The sequence below is a fragment of the Microbacterium sp. SSM24 genome, from assembly GCF_025989145.1.
Classification (GTDB): Bacteria; Actinomycetota; Actinomycetes; order Actinomycetales; family Microbacteriaceae; genus Microbacterium.
In genome coordinates this window covers 684,532-702,331 of sequence record NZ_JAPDNQ010000002.1, presented here as the reverse complement: position 1 = coordinate 702,331, position 17,800 = coordinate 684,532, and the positions used below count along the sequence as shown (strand labels likewise).

General features: G+C 70.7%; 18 protein-coding genes. 8 read left to right on the top strand and 10 right to left on the bottom strand.

Features of this window, described 5'->3' with window-relative positions:
* Positions 1-9: 9 nt before the first annotated feature.
* The 5 genes from OL358_RS15290 to OL358_RS15270 form a co-directional block, all read right to left on the bottom strand.
* On the bottom strand, positions 10-438 hold the full coding sequence (locus OL358_RS15290) for a rhodanese-like domain-containing protein (RefSeq protein WP_264710913.1): 429 nt from the start codon (positions 436-438) through the stop codon (positions 10-12).
* Positions 439-616: 178 nt separating this feature from the next.
* Positions 617-2,476 carry a cytochrome b gene (locus tag OL358_RS15285; RefSeq protein WP_264710912.1) on the bottom strand — a complete coding sequence of 620 codons (1,860 nt, stop codon included), beginning with the start codon at positions 2,474-2,476 and terminating at the stop codon, positions 617-619.
* A 2-nt stretch (positions 2,477-2,478) separates the two neighbouring features.
* On the bottom strand, positions 2,479-3,558 hold the full coding sequence (locus OL358_RS15280) for a ubiquinol-cytochrome c reductase iron-sulfur subunit (RefSeq protein ID WP_264710911.1): 1,080 nt from the start codon (positions 3,556-3,558) through the stop codon (positions 2,479-2,481).
* A 34-nt stretch (positions 3,559-3,592) separates the two neighbouring features.
* The gene (locus OL358_RS15275) at positions 3,593-4,396 is read right to left on the bottom strand and encodes a cytochrome c (protein WP_264710910.1); all 804 of its coding nucleotides are present in this window, start codon (positions 4,394-4,396) and stop codon (positions 3,593-3,595) included.
* A gap of 20 nt (positions 4,397-4,416) precedes the next feature.
* Entirely contained in the window at positions 4,417-5,058 is a 642-nt protein-coding gene (locus OL358_RS15270) for a heme-copper oxidase subunit III (protein WP_056119492.1), read from the bottom strand.
* Positions 5,059-5,245: 187 nt separating this feature from the next.
* On the opposite strand from OL358_RS15270, the gene trpD reads away from it, so the two are divergent.
* The 4 genes from trpD (at position 5,246) to OL358_RS15250 (ending at position 9,290) form a co-directional block, all read left to right on the top strand.
* Positions 5,246-6,307 (top strand): anthranilate phosphoribosyltransferase, encoded by a 1,062-nt coding sequence (trpD, locus tag OL358_RS15265; protein ID WP_264710909.1) that lies wholly within the window; start codon positions 5,246-5,248, stop codon positions 6,305-6,307.
* Positions 6,308-6,395: 88 nt separating this feature from the next.
* A complete protein-coding gene (locus OL358_RS15260) occupies positions 6,396-6,896 on the top strand; it encodes an aromatic ring-opening dioxygenase LigA (protein WP_264710908.1) in 501 nt (166 codons plus the stop codon).
* A 25-nt stretch (positions 6,897-6,921) separates the two neighbouring features.
* Positions 6,922-7,917 carry a PHP domain-containing protein gene (locus OL358_RS15255; RefSeq protein WP_264710907.1) on the top strand — a complete coding sequence of 332 codons (996 nt, stop codon included), beginning with the start codon at positions 6,922-6,924 and terminating at the stop codon, positions 7,915-7,917.
* 62 nt (positions 7,918-7,979) lie between these two features.
* Positions 7,980-9,290 carry a CynX/NimT family MFS transporter gene (locus OL358_RS15250; RefSeq protein WP_264710906.1) on the top strand — a complete coding sequence of 437 codons (1,311 nt, stop codon included), beginning with the start codon at positions 7,980-7,982 and terminating at the stop codon, positions 9,288-9,290.
* Between the two features lie 51 nt (positions 9,291-9,341).
* Here the strand turns inward: OL358_RS15250 and OL358_RS15245 are convergent, their stop codons facing one another.
* From OL358_RS15245 to OL358_RS15225, 5 genes are all read right to left on the bottom strand, one after another.
* Positions 9,342-9,635: an SHOCT domain-containing protein gene (locus OL358_RS15245; protein WP_264710905.1), complete on the bottom strand. Its 294-nt coding sequence runs from the start codon at positions 9,633-9,635 to the stop codon at positions 9,342-9,344.
* A 128-nt stretch (positions 9,636-9,763) separates the two neighbouring features.
* Positions 9,764-10,426 carry a response regulator transcription factor gene (locus OL358_RS15240; protein WP_264710904.1) on the bottom strand — a complete coding sequence of 221 codons (663 nt, stop codon included), beginning with the start codon at positions 10,424-10,426 and terminating at the stop codon, positions 9,764-9,766.
* Entirely contained in the window at positions 10,423-11,589 is a 1,167-nt protein-coding gene (locus OL358_RS15235; RefSeq protein WP_264710903.1) for a sensor histidine kinase, read from the bottom strand. Before OL358_RS15235 ends, OL358_RS15240 begins: the two co-directional genes overlap by 4 nt.
* A gap of 89 nt (positions 11,590-11,678) precedes the next feature.
* Positions 11,679-12,611, bottom strand: coding sequence for a 5'-3' exonuclease (locus tag OL358_RS15230; protein WP_264710902.1), 933 nt, complete (start codon positions 12,609-12,611; stop codon positions 11,679-11,681).
* A 32-nt stretch (positions 12,612-12,643) separates the two neighbouring features.
* Entirely contained in the window at positions 12,644-13,252 is a 609-nt protein-coding gene (locus OL358_RS15225) for a dihydrofolate reductase family protein (RefSeq protein WP_264710901.1), read from the bottom strand.
* A gap of 182 nt (positions 13,253-13,434) precedes the next feature.
* Between OL358_RS15225 and OL358_RS15220 the strand changes: the two genes are divergently transcribed.
* The 4 genes from OL358_RS15220 to OL358_RS15205 are packed head-to-tail and all read left to right on the top strand — an operon-like array spanning position 13,435 to position 17,730.
* Positions 13,435-14,346 carry a hypothetical protein gene (locus OL358_RS15220; RefSeq protein ID WP_264710900.1) on the top strand — a complete coding sequence of 304 codons (912 nt, stop codon included), beginning with the start codon at positions 13,435-13,437 and terminating at the stop codon, positions 14,344-14,346.
* A complete protein-coding gene (locus OL358_RS15215) occupies positions 14,343-15,539 on the top strand; it encodes an acylneuraminate cytidylyltransferase (protein WP_264710899.1) in 1,197 nt (398 codons plus the stop codon). The genes OL358_RS15220 and OL358_RS15215 overlap by 4 nt, the downstream gene beginning before the upstream one ends.
* Positions 15,536-16,408 carry an N-acetylneuraminate synthase family protein gene (locus OL358_RS15210; protein ID WP_264710898.1) on the top strand — a complete coding sequence of 291 codons (873 nt, stop codon included), beginning with the start codon at positions 15,536-15,538 and terminating at the stop codon, positions 16,406-16,408. The genes OL358_RS15215 and OL358_RS15210 overlap by 4 nt, the downstream gene beginning before the upstream one ends.
* Complete coding sequence (locus OL358_RS15205) at positions 16,405-17,730, top strand: DUF6716 putative glycosyltransferase (protein ID WP_264710897.1); 1,326 nt, start codon at positions 16,405-16,407, stop codon at positions 17,728-17,730. The genes OL358_RS15210 and OL358_RS15205 overlap by 4 nt, the downstream gene beginning before the upstream one ends.
* The last annotated feature ends 70 nt before the right edge of the window (positions 17,731-17,800 follow it).

Below are 17,800 nucleotides of genomic sequence, written 5' to 3'. Positions count from 1 at the left end.
GCGCGGCACTCAGGAACCGCCACGCACGACCTCTTGGCGGACGACCATCACCTGGTCGTCGAACGTGCGGGGGAGCGCGCCCTCGTCGTTCTCGATCGGCTGGCCCTCGCGGATCCAGTACTCGTAGCCGCCGATCATCTCCTTGACGCTGTAGCCCAGCTTCGCGAAGGCGAGAGCTCCCTTCGCGCCGCCGTTGCATCCGGGGCTCCAGCAATACACCACGACCGGGATGGAAGGGTCGAGCTCTTCGGGCGCTCGCGCCGCGATCTCGGCGTGCGGCATGTGGACCGCACCCGTGATGCGCCCCTGCGCCCATCCCTCATCGCTGCGGACGTCGACGAGCACGAAGCGCTCACCCGCCTTCTGCGCTGCGTACACGTCGGAGGCGTCGGTCTCGAGCGAGAGCTTGGCGGCGAAGTAGTCCGATGCTGAGGTCATGACGTCCACGCTACGGCGTGGTCGCAGCCCGGGCAGTCGCGGTGTCGGTCACGCCTCAGCGCATTCCTGCCGTTCCCGCTCGCGCTGCATCACGCCTCGCAGTCCACAAGACGGATGCCCCGGCGCCGCGCCCGTGAGGGGCTTGGTGCCGAGGCATCCGGTCGAACCGCGTGGCGACCTACTGGCCGCCCTCCTTCTCGCGGTTTCGGGGCTTCTTCTGGCCGTCCTCGGGCACGATGATGTTCGACGGGCGGACGGCCGTCTCGGAGTTGCGACCGTCGTCGATCGGCTTGTGGGGAGCATCCGGAACGCCGGCGCGCTCGTGCGCACCCTGCAGCTCGGCGTCCTCCTCGGTCGCGATGTGATCGAGCGCGTGGTGCTGGTGGGCCAGCGCCGCGTCGAGCTCGGACTGGGTGACGGGGGAGAGGCGGTCCTCGAAGAACCAGCGCGAGATCGCCGCGCGCACGTTCTCGTGCCACGGGATCCGGCCCTTGGAGTTCGGACGGACCACGAGGGGCTCGTAGGTGCCGAACTCGACGAGCTTGTAGCGCTCGTACTCGTCCACGGGCTGGTGGACCTCGATGTACTCGCCGCCGGGCAGCCGGACGATGCGACCGGACTCGTAGCCGTGGAGCGCGATCTCGCGGTCCTTCTTCTGCAGCGCGATGCACATGCGCTTGGTGACGAAGTAGGCGATCACCGGGCCGACGAACAGCAGCGCCTGGAGGGTGTGGATGACGCCCTCCATCGTGAGCCAGAAGTGCGTCGCGATGATGTCCGACGCTGCCGCCGCCCACAGCACCGCGTAGAAGGTCACGCCGGCGGCGCCGATGGCCGTGCGCGTGGCGGCGTTGCGGGGACGCTCGGCGATGTGGTGCTCGCGCTTGTCGCCCGTGACCCACGCCTCGATGAAGGGGTAGATCAGGACGAGCACGATGAACACGCCCAAGCCGACGAGCGGAACGAGGATGTTGAACGACCAGGTGTGGTCGAGGAACACGATCTCCCAGCCCGGCGGGATGAGGCGCAGCGCGCCGTCCGCGAAGCCGATGTACCAGTCAGGCTGCGTGCCCGCCGAGACCGGTGACGGGTCGTACGGGCCGTAGTTCCAGATCGGGTTGATCGTGAACAGGGCCGCGATGAGCGCGATGAACCCGAACGTGATGAACAGGAACCCGCCCATCTTCGACATGTAGACCGGCATCATCGGGTAGCCGACCACGACACTGTTGGTGCGCCCGGCACCGGCGAACTGGGTGTGCTTGTTGATCACCATAAGCATGAGGTGGAGGACGAGCAGACCCACCAGGATCGCGGGGAGCAGCAGGATGTGGAGGGAGTACAGGCGCCCGACGATCGCGGTGCCGGGGAACTCGCCGCCGAACAGCAGGAACGAGGTCCAGGTGCCGATCAGCGGGATGCCCTTGACCATGCCGTCGATGATGCGCAGGCCGTTGCCCGAGAGCACGTCGTCGGGGAGCGAGTAGCCGGTGAAGCCCTCACCCATCGCGAGGATGAAGAGGATGAAGCCGATCACCCAGTTGAGTTCGCGCGGCTTGCGGAACGCTCCGGTGAAGAAGACGCGCAGCATGTGGACGCCGATGCCCGCAACGAACACGAGAGCCGCCCAGTGGTGCATCTGACGCACCAGCAGACCACCGCGCAGGTCGAACGAGATCTCGAGCGTCGAGGCCATCGCCGCCGACATCTCGATGCCGCGCATCGGGAGGTAGGCACCGTGGTAGTGGGTCTCGACCATCGACGCCTGGAAGAAGAACGTCAGGAACGTGCCCGTGAGGAGCACGACGACGAAGCTCCACAGAGCGATCTCGCCGAGCATGAAGGACCAGTGGTCGGGGAAGATCTTGCGACCGAGTTCCTTGACGAAGCCGGACAGGCTCGTGCGCTCGTCGATGTAATTCGACGCGGCGCCGACGAAGCGACCGCCGAGCGGCTTGTCGCGGGGCGCGGGAGCCACGGGCCCCGCATACGACGCCGGCTCCTGCGTCAGGTTCTCGACGGGATGGGTGGTGGTCATGGTCAGTGACGCTCCCAGAAGCTCGGGCCGACGGGTTCGGTGAAGTCGCTGCGCGCGATCAGGTAACCCTCGTCGTCAACGGTGATCGGCAGCTGCGGCAGCGGACGCGCGGCAGGCCCGAAGATGACCTTCGCGGCATCCGTGACGTCGAACTGCGACTGGTGGCAGGGGCAGAGCAGGTGGTGCGTCTGCTGCTCGTACAGGGCCACCGGGCAGCCGACGTGCGTGCAGACCTTGGAGTACGCCACGATGCCGTCGTACGACCAGTCGGCCTTGTCGGGCGCCTCGGTCAGCTGCTCGGGGAGCAGGCGCATGAGGAGCACGATGGCCTTGGCCTTCTGCTCGAGGTAGCCGTCGCTGTGCGGGATGTCGGCGAGGTCTGCGGGGATCACGTGCACGGCAGAGCCGAGGGTGACGTCGGCGGCGCGGATCGGCTCGCCGCTCGGGTCGTGCGCCAGGCGCGTGCCCTCCTTCCACATGGTGTGGCTCAGGAGGTACACCGGGTCGCCCCCGTTGGGGTGATCCGGCGTGTTCTCGGGCGCGAGCCCGCGGAAGAGGACGATGGCCGGGGCGACCGAGGCGACGATCGCCGCGATCAGCGAGTTGCGGATCATCGTGCGGCGCCCGAAGCCGGACTCCTCGTTCGCGTCGGCGAAGGCCTGGATCGCCGCCTCGCGCGTCGTGTCGCGTCCGCGGGTCGCGTGCCGGGGCTCGACGAACTCCTTGTCGGACATGATCGCCTTGGACCAGTGGATCGCGCCGATGCCGATCGCGAGCAGGGCGAGGGCGATGCCGAGGCCGATGAAGAGGTTGTTGTTGCGGATGTCGATCATCCGGCCGCTCTCGATCGGGAACAGCATGTAGGCGGCGACCGCCCAGATGCTGCCCGCGACCGAGACGTAGAAGAGCGTGTAGACCGTTCGCACGGCACGCTGCATGGCGGCCGGGTCCTGGTCGGTGATCCGCTCGCGATGCGGCGGGAGCTCCGGATGCTGCACCGGGTCGGTGACCGCCACGGCGAGCCCGGGGGAGGGCTTCCAGGAAGCCCTCTCGTGCTCGAGCGGGTCGTCCTCGTGTGCCATGCTGCTCCTCGTCAGTTCTTGCGTGTCAGTGGGTTCAGTTGGATTTCGCCGTGATCCACACGGTGACGGCGATCAGCGAACCGATGCCGAAGATCCAGATGAAGAGGCCCTCGGAGACGGGGCCGAGCGAGCCCAGGGTGAAGCCACCGGGCGACGTGGTGTCCTGCAGGAAGAGCAGGTAGCTGATGATGTCGCGCTTCTCCTCGGTCGTCAGCGTCATGTCGTTGAAGACCGGCATGTTCTGCGGACCCGTGACCATGGCCGCGTACATGTTGAGGGGCGAGGTCTGGTAGAGCGCCGGAGCGTACTTGCCCTCGGTGAGCGCACCGCCGGCGCCGGCCACGTTGTGGCACATCGCGCAGTTGATGCGGAACAGCTCGCCGCCCTCGCCGGCGTTGCCTTCGCCGTCGAGAACCTCGGGGTCGGGGAAGGTGGGCCCGGGCGCGATGCTCTGGATGTAGGCGCCGATCGCCGCGATCTGCTCGTCGGTGAACTGGGCGGGCTTCTGCGGTGCCTGCGGTCCCTGCATCTGCAGCGGCATGCGACCGGTGCTCATCTGGAAGTGCACCGCGAGCTCGCCGACGCCGTAGAGCGACGGGCCGTCGTCGGTGCCCTGCACGTCGAGGCCGTGACAGGTGGCGCAGTTCGCCTGGAAGAGCTTCTCGCCGTCCTCGACGGTCGAGGCGCTGACGACCGTCGACTCGGTGCTGGTGGCGGCGACAGCCGCGGTTGCACCGGCGTACACGCCACCGGTGATCAGGAGGCCGATGCCGATGAGCGCTGCGGCGGCCCAGGGGCTACGGCGGCCTTTCGAGCGGCGCGGGGTCTCACGTGCCATGTCGGGAATCAGCTCCGCTCTTATTTCAGGAAGTAGATGACGAGGAACAGGGCGATCCAGACGACGTCGACGAAGTGCCAGTAGTACGACACGACGATCGAGGACGTCATCTCTTTGCGCCCGAAGTTCTTGACGGCGTAGGCGCGACCGATCACGAGGAGGAACGCGATGAGGCCGCCCGTGACGTGGAGGGCGTGGAAGCCGGTCGTCAGGTAGAAGGCGGAGGCGTACGAGTTCGCGCTGATGGGCATTCCCTCGGCGACGAGCTGCGCGTACTCCCAGACCTGGCCCGACACGAAGATCGCGCCCAGCGCGAAGGTGAGCCAGAACCACTCGACCATGCCCCAGCCGAGCCACCCGCGCTTGCGCGTGGAGTAGGGCTGGAAGCGCTCGGCCGCGAACACGCCCATCTGGCACGTGACCGACGAGAGCACGAGGATGATCGTGTTCACGGTCGCGTAGGGGATGTTGAGCAGCTGCGTCTCTTGCGCCCAGAGATCGGGGGAGGTGCTGCGCAGGGTGAAGTAGATCGCGAACAGGCCCGCGAAGAACATCACCTCGCTGCCCAGCCACACGATGGTGCCGACGGCGACCGGATCCGGCCGCTTGACGGACCGCATGGCCTGCGCGTAGGTCGCTGAGGAGGTCGTCACGCTCCCCATTATGGCCGATTCGGAGGCCCGAGTTTCGCATCGGAAGGCATGTCTTTGACTCGACTCGAACTTAGGCAAGCCTAAGAATCACCCGCGAGTCTCCCGTGAACGCGTGGTGAAGACGCAGAACCGCCCGTTGCGGGATGCCGTGTCACGAAACGGTTCCGATTCCCGCCCGCGGCTAGGCTTCTGCGTTATGGCGGAGCTGTACACCTGGCCGGGCATCCTCACAACACTGCTGGAGCGGCGCGATCTCAGCGTCTCGGAGTCGACGTGGGCGATGCGGCAGATCATGTCGGGGTCGGCGACGCCCTCCCAGCTGGGAGGATTCCTCGTCGCGTTGCGGGCAAAGGGCGAGACGGTGGACGAGATCGTCGGCTTCCGCGACGCGATCCTCGAGGCGGCACTGCCGCTGCGCGTGGACCCGGCCGTCCTCGACATCGTCGGGACCGGCGGCGATCGCTTCGGCACGGTGAACGTCTCCACCATGTCGGCGCTGGTGGCCGCGGCATCCGGAGTCCCCGTCGTCAAGCACGGGAACAAGGCGGCGAGCTCGTCGTCGGGTTCGTCGGACGTCCTGGCGGCACTCGGGGTGGACCTGACACTGCCCCCTGAGGCGGTCGCCGCAGCGCTGCCGAAGGCGGGGATCACGTTCGCGTTCGCCGCGGCGTTCCATCCCGGCTTCCGACACGCCGGTCCGACGCGGAGCGAGCTCGGAGTTCCCACGGTGTTCAACTTCCTCGGACCCCTGTGCAACCCTGCGCGCGCCGAGGCGAACGCGGTGGGTGTGGCGCACCTGGACCGCGTCCCGCTCATCACCGGGGTCTTCCGCACGCGCGGCGCGACCGCGCTCGTGTTCCGCGGCGACGACGGGCTCGACGAGCTGACGACGACCGGACACAGCAGGCTCTGGGAGGTCAGCCGCGGCGACATCCATGAGCACGATCTCGATCCGCGCGATCTGGGCATCCCGCTCGCCGACATCAACGATCTGCTCGGCGGTGATCCGGCGCACAACGCGGCGGTGGTCCGTCGCGTGCTCGCGGGCGAGGAGGGACCGGTGCGCGACATCGTGCTCCTCAACGCGGCGGCCGGTCTCGTCGCCTACCGACTGTTCCAGGACGCGGCCCAGGTGCAGCGGCCGATTCTCGAGCGCCTCGCCGAGGCGCGCGACGTCGCCGCCGAAGCGATCGATTCGGGCGCGGCGACGACGACGCTCGATCGGTGGGTCGAGGTCACGCGCGAGCTCGCGTCCTGACGTCGGATCATCCACGGCGAGGGGGCTTCCGCGGGGTCGTGTCGCGACGCTAGCGTGGCGACAACCGCCCACGTGCCAGGAGGACGACATGAGCCAGGAAGTCACCGAGACCACCGCCGACGTCATCGAAACGCCCTCGAAGAAGGTCGGGGTGGTGAAGGCCGTCGGGATCCTCGGCATCATCGGCGGCGTCCTGCTCATCGTGGTCGGCATCGTCGCCTGGATCGGCGTGACGTCGCAGCTCACCGCCGAGAACATCACGATCCCCGATGACGCCATGGCCTTCCAGGGCCAGCAGGTCACGGGGCCCGTCACCGCCTACGTGCAGGCCGACATCATCAACCACCACGCGCTCGAGGCATCCGGTGGCAAGACCTACGCCGAGCTGCCGCAGGACGACCCGGTGCGCGCGACCGTGATGCAGGCCTCGTTCCTGCGCGCGTCGCTGTTCACGTCGATCGTCGCCTACGGGGTGGCGCTGTTCGCCGCGGGCATGGGCGTGCTCGCGATCCTCTTCGGCTGGGCGATCCATCGCCTGGCGAGCGTGCCGGTCATCGTCCGGCGCGCAGGGGTGACGTCGGGCGCGTGAGCGCGGCTGCCACGGGGCGTCGGGCATGAATCCGCACGACGCCCTCACCGAGATCGCCACCCTCCTCGAGCGCGAGCGATCGTCACGCTACAAGTCGAAGGCGTTCCGTGCTGCGGCAGATGCGATCGAAGGACTGACCGACGAGCAGCTGCGGGATGCCGCATCCCTCCGCCGCCGGAAGGGCGTCGGAGACTCGACCTTCGCCGTCATCCAGGAGGCCCTCGCGGGGGAGGTCCCCGGCTATCTCGCGGATCTGCGGGAGCGGGCCGGCGTGCAGGTGGCCTCGAATCTGCGCGGACTGCTGCGCGGAGACCTGCACTCGCACAGCGAATGGTCGGACGGTCTCACGTCGATCGATCTGATGGTCGATGCCGCGCGGGCGCTCGGGCACGAGTACCTCGCGCTCACCGATCACTCGCCACGGCTCCGGGTCGCGAACGGCTTGTCTCCCGAACGTCTGCGCACCCAGCTCGGCGTCGTCGCGAAGATGAGCGGCGACGGGTTCACGCTGCTGTCGGGGATCGAGGTCGACATCCTCGATCACGGCGAGCTCGATCAGGAGCCGGAGCTCCTCGACGAACTCGACATCGTCGTCGCCTCGGCTCACTCGAAGCTGCGCATGGAGCGGGGGCCGATGACCCGGCGGCTGGTGAAGGCGGCATCCAACCCTCACGTCGATGTGCTGGGCCATGTCACCGGGCGCCTCGTGGAAGGATCGCGCGGCACACGCCCGCAATCGACGTTCGACGCCCGGGCGGTCTTCGAGGCCTGCGCCGAGCACGGCGTCGCTGTGGAGATCAACTCGCGCCCCGAACGGCAGGATCCCCCCGACGACCTCATGGCGATGGCCCTGCAGATCGGATGCCTCTTCTCGATCGACTCCGACGCCCACGCGCCGGGGCAGCTGTCGCTCATCGATCACGGCGCGGAACGCGCCGAGCGCATCGGTGTTCCCGCCGAGCGGATCGTCACGACGTGGCCGCTGGAGCGGCTGCGCGAATGGACGCGGCGCTCGCGCTGAGCTTCGCTCCCGGCATCCTTGCTGCCCAGGGTCGGCGCGGGGGCGCGCCGTAGACTCGACCGGTGCCCGCCGACTCCGCCAGAACTGCGAGATCGGCGCTTCCCTGGCTGGTGATCGCGGGGGTCATGACCGCCGCGCTGAGCCTGCGCGGCCCGATCGTCTCGCCGACGCCGGTGCTCGCCGAGATCGAGTCCGATCTCGGCATCGGGTCGGCCACCGCGGGTCTGCTCACCACGGCCCCGGTGCTGATGTTCGCGCTCCTGACCCCGGTCGCGGCGCTCGTGATCCGCCGTGCCGGCGCGGAACTGGCGCTCCTCGTCTCGTTGTGCGGCGTGCTTCTGGGCACGTTCGTCCGCGCGCTGCCAGGGTTCGGCTGGATGCTCGCGGGCATGGTCGTGATCGGAGCATCCATCACCATCGGCAACGTGGTGATCCCCGTGATCATCCGGCGCGACGTGCCACCCGACCGCGTGGCGCTCGTCACGGCGGCCTACGCCGCGATGCTCAACGCGGGGTCGCTGCTCACGTCGCTGCTGACGGCTCCGCTGGCGGCATGGATCGGCTGGCCGGCGGCGCTGCTGACCTGGTCGGCGATCACGGTGGCGGGAATCGCGGTATGGGGTGTGCAGCTTCGCCGCGCCCGCTCGGCGGGCCTTCGCGCCGACCGGTTCTCCGGCGCGGCGCCGACCGCGGCATCCGGTACGAGGGACGTCGACCCCGAGGTCCTGACCGGACCGCTCCCCGTCGTCGCGCGCGAGCGCTCGTTCCTCCGCAGACCCGTGGTGTGGCTTCTGCTCGCCGCGTTCGGTCTCCAATGCCTCATCTACTATGCGCTGTCGACGTGGCTGCCCACGTTCGCCGCCGACGAGCTCGGGCTCGGTGCGTCGGCGGCGGGCGCGATGGCGTCGATCTATCAAGGCGTCGGCATCCTCGGGGCGTTCCTCGTGCCGGTGATGCTGCGCTTCACGCCGCGCATCGTCACGCCCCTCGTGATCTGCGCGTCGTGGCTCACCGTCACGGCTGGTCTCGTGTTCGCTCCGGCGCTGCTGTGGGTGTGGCTCGCCGTCGGCGCGATCGGTCACGCAGGCGGCTTCGTGGTGATCTTCTCCGCGCTCGTCGCGGTCGCACGCAGCGATGCCGAGGCAGCCGGGATGTCGGCGCTCATCCAGGGCGGCGGCTACGCGATCGGAGCGCTCGGCGCACCGCTCATGGGTGCGCTCCGCGAGATCACCGGCGGCTGGGAGGCGGCGCTCGCCGTCATGCTGGTGCTCGCGGTCGTGTACTGCGCGGCGCTACTGGCCACGGTCGCGGCATCCGCCCGCGACGCGCTGATCTCGCGCCCGTTCGCAGGGATTCGCCGCTTCGCCGGGTGAATCGGGATGCCGATACCCGGCGAAGCGGCGATCTCCTGCGAAAGGGCAGGCTCAGCCGGCGGCGTTCGCCCGGAGGACCTCCAGACGGGCGCGGTACTCGGTCTCGTCGATGTCTCCCTTCGCGAAGCGCTCCGCGAGCGTCGTCTCAGCCTGCCGGGCCGGACTGCGGCGGCCGTACGGGCCATACCCGTTCTCGGCGGCCGCGCGGCGCCAGCGGCGCCCGAAGATCGCGAAGATCACCACGAAGAGGAGGATCCAGAACAGCGGGATGAGGAACCACCAGCCGAAGCCCCACGGGCCGGCGAAGTGAGTTGCCACGAGTGCGGTGGCGAGCGTTGCGGACATGATCTGCCTCTCGGTCGAGGTCGCCGCGCGGCGACCGGATGCCTCGAGTCAACGCCGGGAGCGGCATCCGCGGATCTGCCCGCAGGAGTGATCTCGCGTGCTCCCTGGGGAGTATGCCGGCGCAGCGGTCAGCGCCAGCCGGGGGTCGTGATGCCGGACTCGTACGCCAGGACGACCAGCCGCACACGATCGCGGGCATGGAGCTTCTGCATGATGCGCGACACGTGGGTCTTGGCCGTGAGCGGCGACACGTGCAGGCGCGCGCCGATCTCGTCGTTGGTGAGCCCTTCGGCGACCAGGCGCAGCACGTCGGCCTCGCGCTCGGTGAGCGCGTCCAGCAATGCGGCGTCGGGCGCCTCGCGGAGTCCGGTCGCCGCCCGATCGAGGAGACGGCGGGTGACGCTCGGCGAGAGCAGGGCGTCCCCGTCGGCGACGGCCCGCACCGCGCGGATGAGGTCGGCCGGCTCGGTGTCCTTCACGAGGAACCCGCCGGCGCCGGCGAGGATCGCCCGTGAGACGTACTCGTCCAGCTCGAACGTGGTCACGATCACGACGTGCACTGCGGCGAGATCCGGGTCGGATGTGATCTGCTCCGTCGCCCACAGCCCGTCGCCGTCGGGCATGCGGATGTCGACGAGCGCGACGTCGACAGGAGTCTCGCGGAGGCGTGCGAGGAGCTCCTGGCCGCCCGAGGCCTCCACGACCACCTCGATGTCGGGCTCCGAGTCCAGCAGTGCCCGGAACCCCGCCCGCACGAGCTGGTGGTCGTCGGCCAGCGCGACGCGGATCACGTCGCCACCCGCCACGGCAGGCGCGCGACGACGGTCGTGCCGCGAGCCGCGCCGTCCACCTCGAGGGTGCCGTCGGCGAGCTCCGCCCGCTCGCGCATGCCCCGCAGCCCGCCGCGCTCGACGGTGTCGGGGCGGATCCCGCTCCCGTCGTCGACGACCGTCAGGACCAGCTCGTCGTCCGATCTCTCGACCGTCACGACCGCGCGGGATGCCGCGGAGTGCCGCACGACGTTGGTGAGGGCTTCCTGCGCGATGCGATACGCCGCGGTCTGAACGGCGCTGGACGGCGCGTCGCCGCCCAGGCGGTCCTCGAGCGTCACCGCGAGGCCGAGGCCCGATCGCGCCTCGACCAGCGCGGGGAGCTGTGCCAGCTGCGGCTGCGGGGTGAGCGGGGCGGTCGCCGGGGCTCCGCTCTCGTCGCCGCGGAGGAAGGAGAGCACACCGCGCACCTCGTCGAGGCCGGTGGCGCTCAGTGCCCGGATGTTCGTCAGGGCCTCTCGCGCGCGCTCGGGCTCGCGATCGAACAGGTGCAGCCCCACGCCCGATTGCACGGCGATCTGGCTGAGCGAGTGCGCGAGCACGTCGTGCAGCTCCCGTGCGATGCGCGTGCGCTCCTCCTGCTCGGCCGTCCGCCGCCGCTCCGCCAACTGGACTCGACGTTCGGCGGCGTGCACCAGCCGCGCGCGGGCGCCCTCGCCGATCGCGAAGCAGAGTGCGAGTCCGACAGTGGCGAGCGCGATCCGGAAGGGCGGCCACGACATGCCCAACGCGCCGGCGGCGAGGATCGCGACGACCCATCCGACCCCGACCGCGACGAGAGCCCAGACCCGGGCGCCGCGCACGACGGCGCCGACGATCGCGAACGCCAGCGCGACGGCGGACGGTCCGGCCTCGGGCGCGACCAGCAGGTCGGCGGTGGTGAGCGCGGCCACGACCGCGACGGTCGGGCCGGGCCAGCGCCGCGCCGCGAGAAGTGCGAGAGCGGATGCCGCGGCGAGCGCGACGCTGATCGCCGCAGCGGGCATCGGCGCGCGGGTCCACCACGAGACGGCGATCGTGCCGGGGACCTGGATGAGCAGCGCGACGACGACGGGAACGTACAGCGTCACTCCGGGCGGCGGACGGAAGCGCGGCGCGCTCTCGTCCCACGTCCGGTCCCGCATGGCCCCGATCGTACGCCGAGCATCGCTGGGAGGCGTCTGACCGGGGGAGCGGCCGCGCATACTCCCACGGGAGTACGTCGCCGCCGAGGTCAGTCCTCGTCCACCCGGTCGAGCGTCTCGATGATCCTCGTCATCGCGGTGCCGAGTGCCCACCGATCGGCGAGGGACGAGGCATCCGCCCTCTGACGCTCGTCGAGCGGGCGCAGACGCGAGTCGACGTCGGGAACGGGGAGGTCGCGCACGACCTCGACGACCGTCGGCGCGACGGCGAGGTAGGCGCGACCGGCATCGAGCTTGGCCCGCACGCCGGCCGACATGCCCTCCCCGGTCTCGGCAGCCGCGAGGATGCCCGCGAGGTCGCCATGGGCCGCGAGCAGGCCGGCAGCGGTCTTTTCGCCGATGCCCGCTACACCGGGGAGCCCGTCGGACGAGTCGCCGCGCAGGGTCGCGAAGTCGGCGTACTGCGAGGGGAGCACGCCGTACTTCGTCACGACGGTCGCGTCGGTGACGATCTCGAGGTTGCTCATGCCGCGAGCCGTGTAGATCACGCGCACGTCGCGCGCGTCGTCGACGAGCTGGAACAGGTCGCGGTCGCCGGTCACGATGTCGACCGGGAGGTCGGCGATCGTGGCGAAAGTGCCGATCACGTCGTCGGCCTCGTGCGCGGCCTGCCCGACGATCACGATGCCGAGCGCGCCCAGCACCTCGCGGATCACCGGAACCTGCACCTCGAGCGGATCCGGCACCACTTCGACGTCGGGACCGACCGCGACGACTTCGGCGACGCGGTGGGTCTTGTAGGTCGGGATGAGGTCGACGCGCCACTGCGGCCGCCAGTCGTCGTCCCAGCACGCGATCAGGTGCGTGGGCCGGTACGTCGTCACGAGCCTCGAGATGATGTCGAGGAATCCGCGGACGGCGTTGACCGGAGTTCCGTCGGGCGCCCGGACGGTGTCGGGCACGCCGTAGAACGCGCGGAAGTACAGGCTGGCGGAGTCGAGCAGCATGAGGCGGTCGGTCACGCGCTTCATCCTGGCACGCGCCTCCGACCCCGTCAGCGCAGTCGGTAGGTGATGTGGGTCACGTGCGGCGTCGAGCGCACGCTCACCGGATCGAGGTTCAGTGGCGGAACGTCGTCGAACAGGCGCACGACGTCGGTGCGTCCGCCCAGGCCGAGCGTGACGGGTGCGATGTGCAGCCGCAGCTCGTCGATGTGGCCGCCCGCGAGGAACTGGTTCAGCGTGCTCGCTCCGCCCGCGATCGAGACGCTGCCGTCGCCCGCGGCCGCACGCGCCTGGGCCAGCGCCGACTCGGCACCGTCGCTGACGAAGAAGAAGGTCGTGCCGCCCGCCATCTCGAGGGGCTCCCGCGGATGGTTCGTGAGCACGAACACCGGGCCGTGGTACGGCGGCTCGGGACCCCACCATCCGCGCCAGTCCCCGGTCCATTCGCCGCGGATCGGCCCGAACATGTTGCGACCCATCACATACGCGCGTGCCTCGAGGATCGCGTCCAGTTCGGCGCGGTTCTCGTCGGGATGCTGGAACATCCAGCCGTGCAGGGCGTCTTCGGCGAAGACCCCGAGCGGGTGCGCCTCGCTCTGGTCGGGGCCGGCGGAGTACCCGTCGGCGGAGACGGCGATGTCGGCGGTGACGCGTGTCATGTGCCCACCCTGCCGTGCGCGTCGCCGTGGCGCCACTCCCGAGTCCACGGCCGCGTCGGCCGGAGCGGGCGGCGTGCCACCGGCCGTTCACCTCCCCGTCGCATCCCGTACGACCGCCGTGCGGCACCGCGTTCACCGTCGCGGCCCACCGTGGGGAGTCAGTGGCAGCAGCAGGAGGTGACATGGCCCGGAACGACGTGATCGCGTGGGTCGAATCCCCGCTCCAGCTGGTCGGGGCGGCGGAGTGGGCCGCGGCCCACCGCGTCACCGTGCCGGTGGCCGGCCGCCTCACCGCGCAGATGTCCGCGACCGCCGACGCGCTGCTCGCGCGCGGAGCGCGCTTCCGCGATCTCGAGCCCTACCTCGGCGTGCCGTTCTCGCTCCTCGCCCGCCACGGCCACTGGCTCGTCGGCGACGGCTTCTCCGGACAGTTCCGGCTGGCGGCATCCGTCCTGCGGCCGCACCGCGTGACGTTCCTCGATGACGGCGCGCATGCGATCGCCTACGCCGATGCGCTGCTGGGACGGCGTCCGTACGCCCGGCCCGGAGTCGCCGAGCGAGGTCTCACGACGCAGCTGGCACCGTTCGCCCACGAGACCGTGCTGCGCCGCGCCGCAGCCGGACGGGCCGAGTTCTTCACCGCGTTCGATCTCGGCGACGACCGCATCGACGCGCTGAGCGACCGCGGATTCACGGTCCGCCGGCATCGGTTCGAGTGGACGCGCGCGACGGCACCGGCAGCCCCGGAGCTGGGTCGACGCGTGCTGCTCGGCAGCGCGCTGCCCGTCGACGGCCGCCTGGCCCTGTCGGACTACCTGGCCTGGGTGACGGACGCCGCCGGCTCCTGCCCCGCGGTCTACCTCCCGCACCGGCGAGAGCCGCGCGAGCAGCTCGCAGCCGTGGCGGCCATCGCCGGTGTGACGATCCGGCAGACCGAGCTGCCGGTCGAGCTCGTGCTCGCGGGGGCCGCCGGGCCTCTCGACATCCGAACCCTCGCCTCCAGCACGACGACGACCCTGCCGCTCGTGCTGGCCGGCACCGGCTCCGCCCTGCGGGTCGGACGGGATGCCGCGGCGACGGAGGCCGCAGCATGAGCGAAGTCGTCGCCATCATCCCCGCCCGAGGGGGTTCCCAGGGCGTCCTCCGCAAGAACCTGCGCCGGGTCGGGGGCATCCCGCTCGTGGCGCGCGCGATCGACGCCGCTCGGCGGTGCCCGTCGATCGACCGGGTCGTCGTCACCACCGACGATGCCGACATCGCCGCCGTCGCCGAGGAATGGGGCGCAGAGGTCGTGGTCCGTCCGGCGGAGCTCTCGGGCGACACGGCGAGCTCCGAGAGCGCGCTCCTGCACGCCCTCGACGTCCTCGAGGGGCGCAGGATCGACGTCGGCGTCGTCGCGTTCCTGCAGGCGACCTCCCCGTTCATCGACGTCCCGGCTCTCGAAGACGCCGTGCAGCTCGTGCGCTCCCGCCGTCGCGACAGCGTGTTCTCGGCCGTCGAGACCTACGGGTTCCTGTGGGCGCGCTCGCCGGCGTGCGCGGCGGAGGCCGTGAACCATGACGCGAACGTGCGACCGCGGCGCCAGGACCGCGACCCTCACTTCCTCGAGACCGGCGGGTTCTACGTTCTGCGCGCCGCCGGGTTCCGCGCGACGCAGCACCGCTTCTTCGGCAGCGTCGGGATCGCCGAGGTCCCCGAGCGAACGGCGATCGAGATCGACACCGAGGGCGAGCTGCAGATCGCGCGGGCGATGGCGCCTCTCATCGACGTCGCCGCGCCGATCATCGTGGACGCGGTCGTCACCGACTTCGACGGCGTGCACACCGACGACTCCGTGCAGGTCTCGCAGGACGGCACCGAGACGGTGACGGTGAGCCGGTCCGACGGCATGGGGGTCGCGCTGCTCCGCGCCGCCGGCATCCCCGTCCTGATCCTCTCGAGCGAGGTGAACCCCGTCGTCACCGCGCGCGCCGACAAGCTGCGCGTCGACGTCGTGCAGGGCCAGTCCGACAAGGGCGAGGCGCTGCGCGCGTGGGCGGCCGGGCGCGGCATCCCGCTGTCGCGCATCGCCTACCTCGGCAACGACGTCAACGACCTCGCCTGCCTCGAGCTCGTCGGATGGCCGGTGGCCGTTCCCGACGCCCATCCGCTCATCCTCGCCGCCGCGCGCGTGGTGCTCGACCGACCCGGCGGTGCCGGCGCCGTGCGCGACCTCGCCGAGCGCGTGCTCGCGGGCCGCGCGGCGGCATCCGCTCCACCCCTCGCCACACCCCAGGAGAAAGCATGACCGTCACCATCGGCTCCCGTGTCATCGGAGGCGGACGTCCCGCCTACGTCATCGCCGAGATCGGCCTCAACCACAACGGCGACGTCGAGCTCGCGAAGCAGCTCATCGACGTCGCCGCGGATGCCGGCGCCGACGCGGTGAAGTTCCAGAAGCGCACGCCCGAGCTCGCGACCCCCGAGCACATGCGCGACATCCCGCGCGAGACGCCGTGGGGCACGATGACCTACCTCGACTACCGTCGCCGCGTCGAATTCGACAGGGACGAGTACATCGAGATCTCCGACCACGCCCTGCTGCGCGGACTGGAGTGGTTCGCTTCGCCGTGGGACGAGCCGAGTGTCGCCTTCCTGGAGGATCTCGGTGTCACCGCGCACAAGGTCGCGTCGGCGTCGCTCACCGACCACGGTCTGCTCCGCGCGCTGCGCGACACCGGCAGGACGGTGATCCTCTCGACCGGGATGTCGACCATCGAGCAGATCGACGCCGCGATCGGCGTGCTCGGCACCGAGCACCTGCTCCTCATGCACGCCACCTCGACATACCCGATGGAGCCGGCCGAGGCCAACCTCCGCATGATCCCGGCCCTGCGCGACCGCTATCCCGGTGTGCCGGTCGGGTACTCGGGCCACGAGCGCGGTCTGCAGATCTCGCTCGCAGCCATCGCCCTCGGCGCCGTCGCGATCGAACGGCACATCACCCTGGACCGCACGATGTGGGGGTCGGACCACGCCGCCTCCCTCGAGCCGACCGGGCTGCAGCACCTCGTGCGCGACATCCGTGTGATCGAGGAGGCGCTGGGTGACGGGGTCAAGCGCGTCTACCCCGGCGAGCTCGCCCCGATGGCGAAGCTGCGCCGCGTTCCCGCGTGAGCCGAGCGCGGCGCATCGTCGCCGTCGCCGACACCGACTCCTACGTGAAGTGGGCGGCGGCGCTGGTGGGTGCGCTGGAGGGGGAGTGGGATGCCTCGCTCCTCGTGCTCGAGACGCCGCTCGTCGTCTCCGACGCGCAGCTCGCCACGGCGCTGGTGGGCAGCGGACTGCCGGCCGACCGGGTGACGCGGGTCACGTGGGAGCAGCTCGTCCCGACACTGCGTCGCATGGGTGCCGATGTCGTGCTTCTCGCCGGCCGCGGTCCGCTCGTGCGCGTGCTCGCGCGGGAGATCGCCGACATGGCTCCGCGGCCGGTGATGGTGACGGGACTGCCGGGCATCTCGATCCCCGCGACCCGCAAGGCGATCGCGTACCGCACGCAGTGCGACCTGTTCGTGCTGCACTCTCGCCGGGAGTGCCGCGACTTCGCCGCGCTGGCGCGGGAGAAGCGGATGCCGCAGCGCTTCGGACTGGCGAGCCTCCCGTTCGCGCGGAACGGCGTCGTCGCCGGCCCGCGCGGCACCGACCTGGTCTTCGCGGCGCAGGCGAAGGTGCCGGCCGAGCGCGCCGACCGGCTGCGGGTCGCGGAGGTCCTGCGCCGCGCCGCACTCGCCGATCCCGCACGACGGGTGGTCGTGAAGCTGCGAGCGGCGGCGGGTGAGCAGCAGACGCACGCCGAGCAGGACAGCTACCCCGATCTGCTCGCGACGCTCGGGGAGCTGCCGCCGAATCTCGTCGTGTCGACGGCCTCGATGGCGCACGCGCTGGCGACGGCCGAAGGGCTCGTCACCGTGAGTTCCACTGCGGCGATCGAGGCCGTGGGACGCGGCATCCCCGTGATCGCGCTCGACACGTTCGGAGTGGGACCCGAGCTCATCAACGAGGTGCTCGCCGACGCCGGGCTGCTCGCCGGTGAAGCGGACGTCGTCGCCCGCCGCTTCCGGCACCCCGAGCCGGAGTGGCTCGACGACAACTACTTCCACGACCCGGCGGAGGACGACTGGACCGTGCGGGCCGCACGGCTGATCGACGCCCGCGCCGCCGGACTCCTCACGCCGCGCGCCCCGCTCGCCCGCCGGGGCGGGGTGCTGCGCGACGTGTGGGAGCGCAAGTCGGTGCTCGGGCGCCAGGATCGATCGATCCAAGGCTTCGTCGCGCTCGCGGTCGGGGTGCCTGCGCGCGCCGCCGTCCGCTGGGTGCGGCGGTTCGCGACGGTGAGGGAGCCGGCGATCGCGTGGGGGGCCGTGACCGCCGGCTCTGGGCGACTCGATGAGGCCGCCCCTCGTGCCCTGGGGGACAGGCACGAGGAGGGGACCCGCTGAGCGTCACCGTCGCGGTGTCCGCGGACCGGTCGGGGTTTCCGACCGCGGAGACTCATCCAGGGTCCCACTG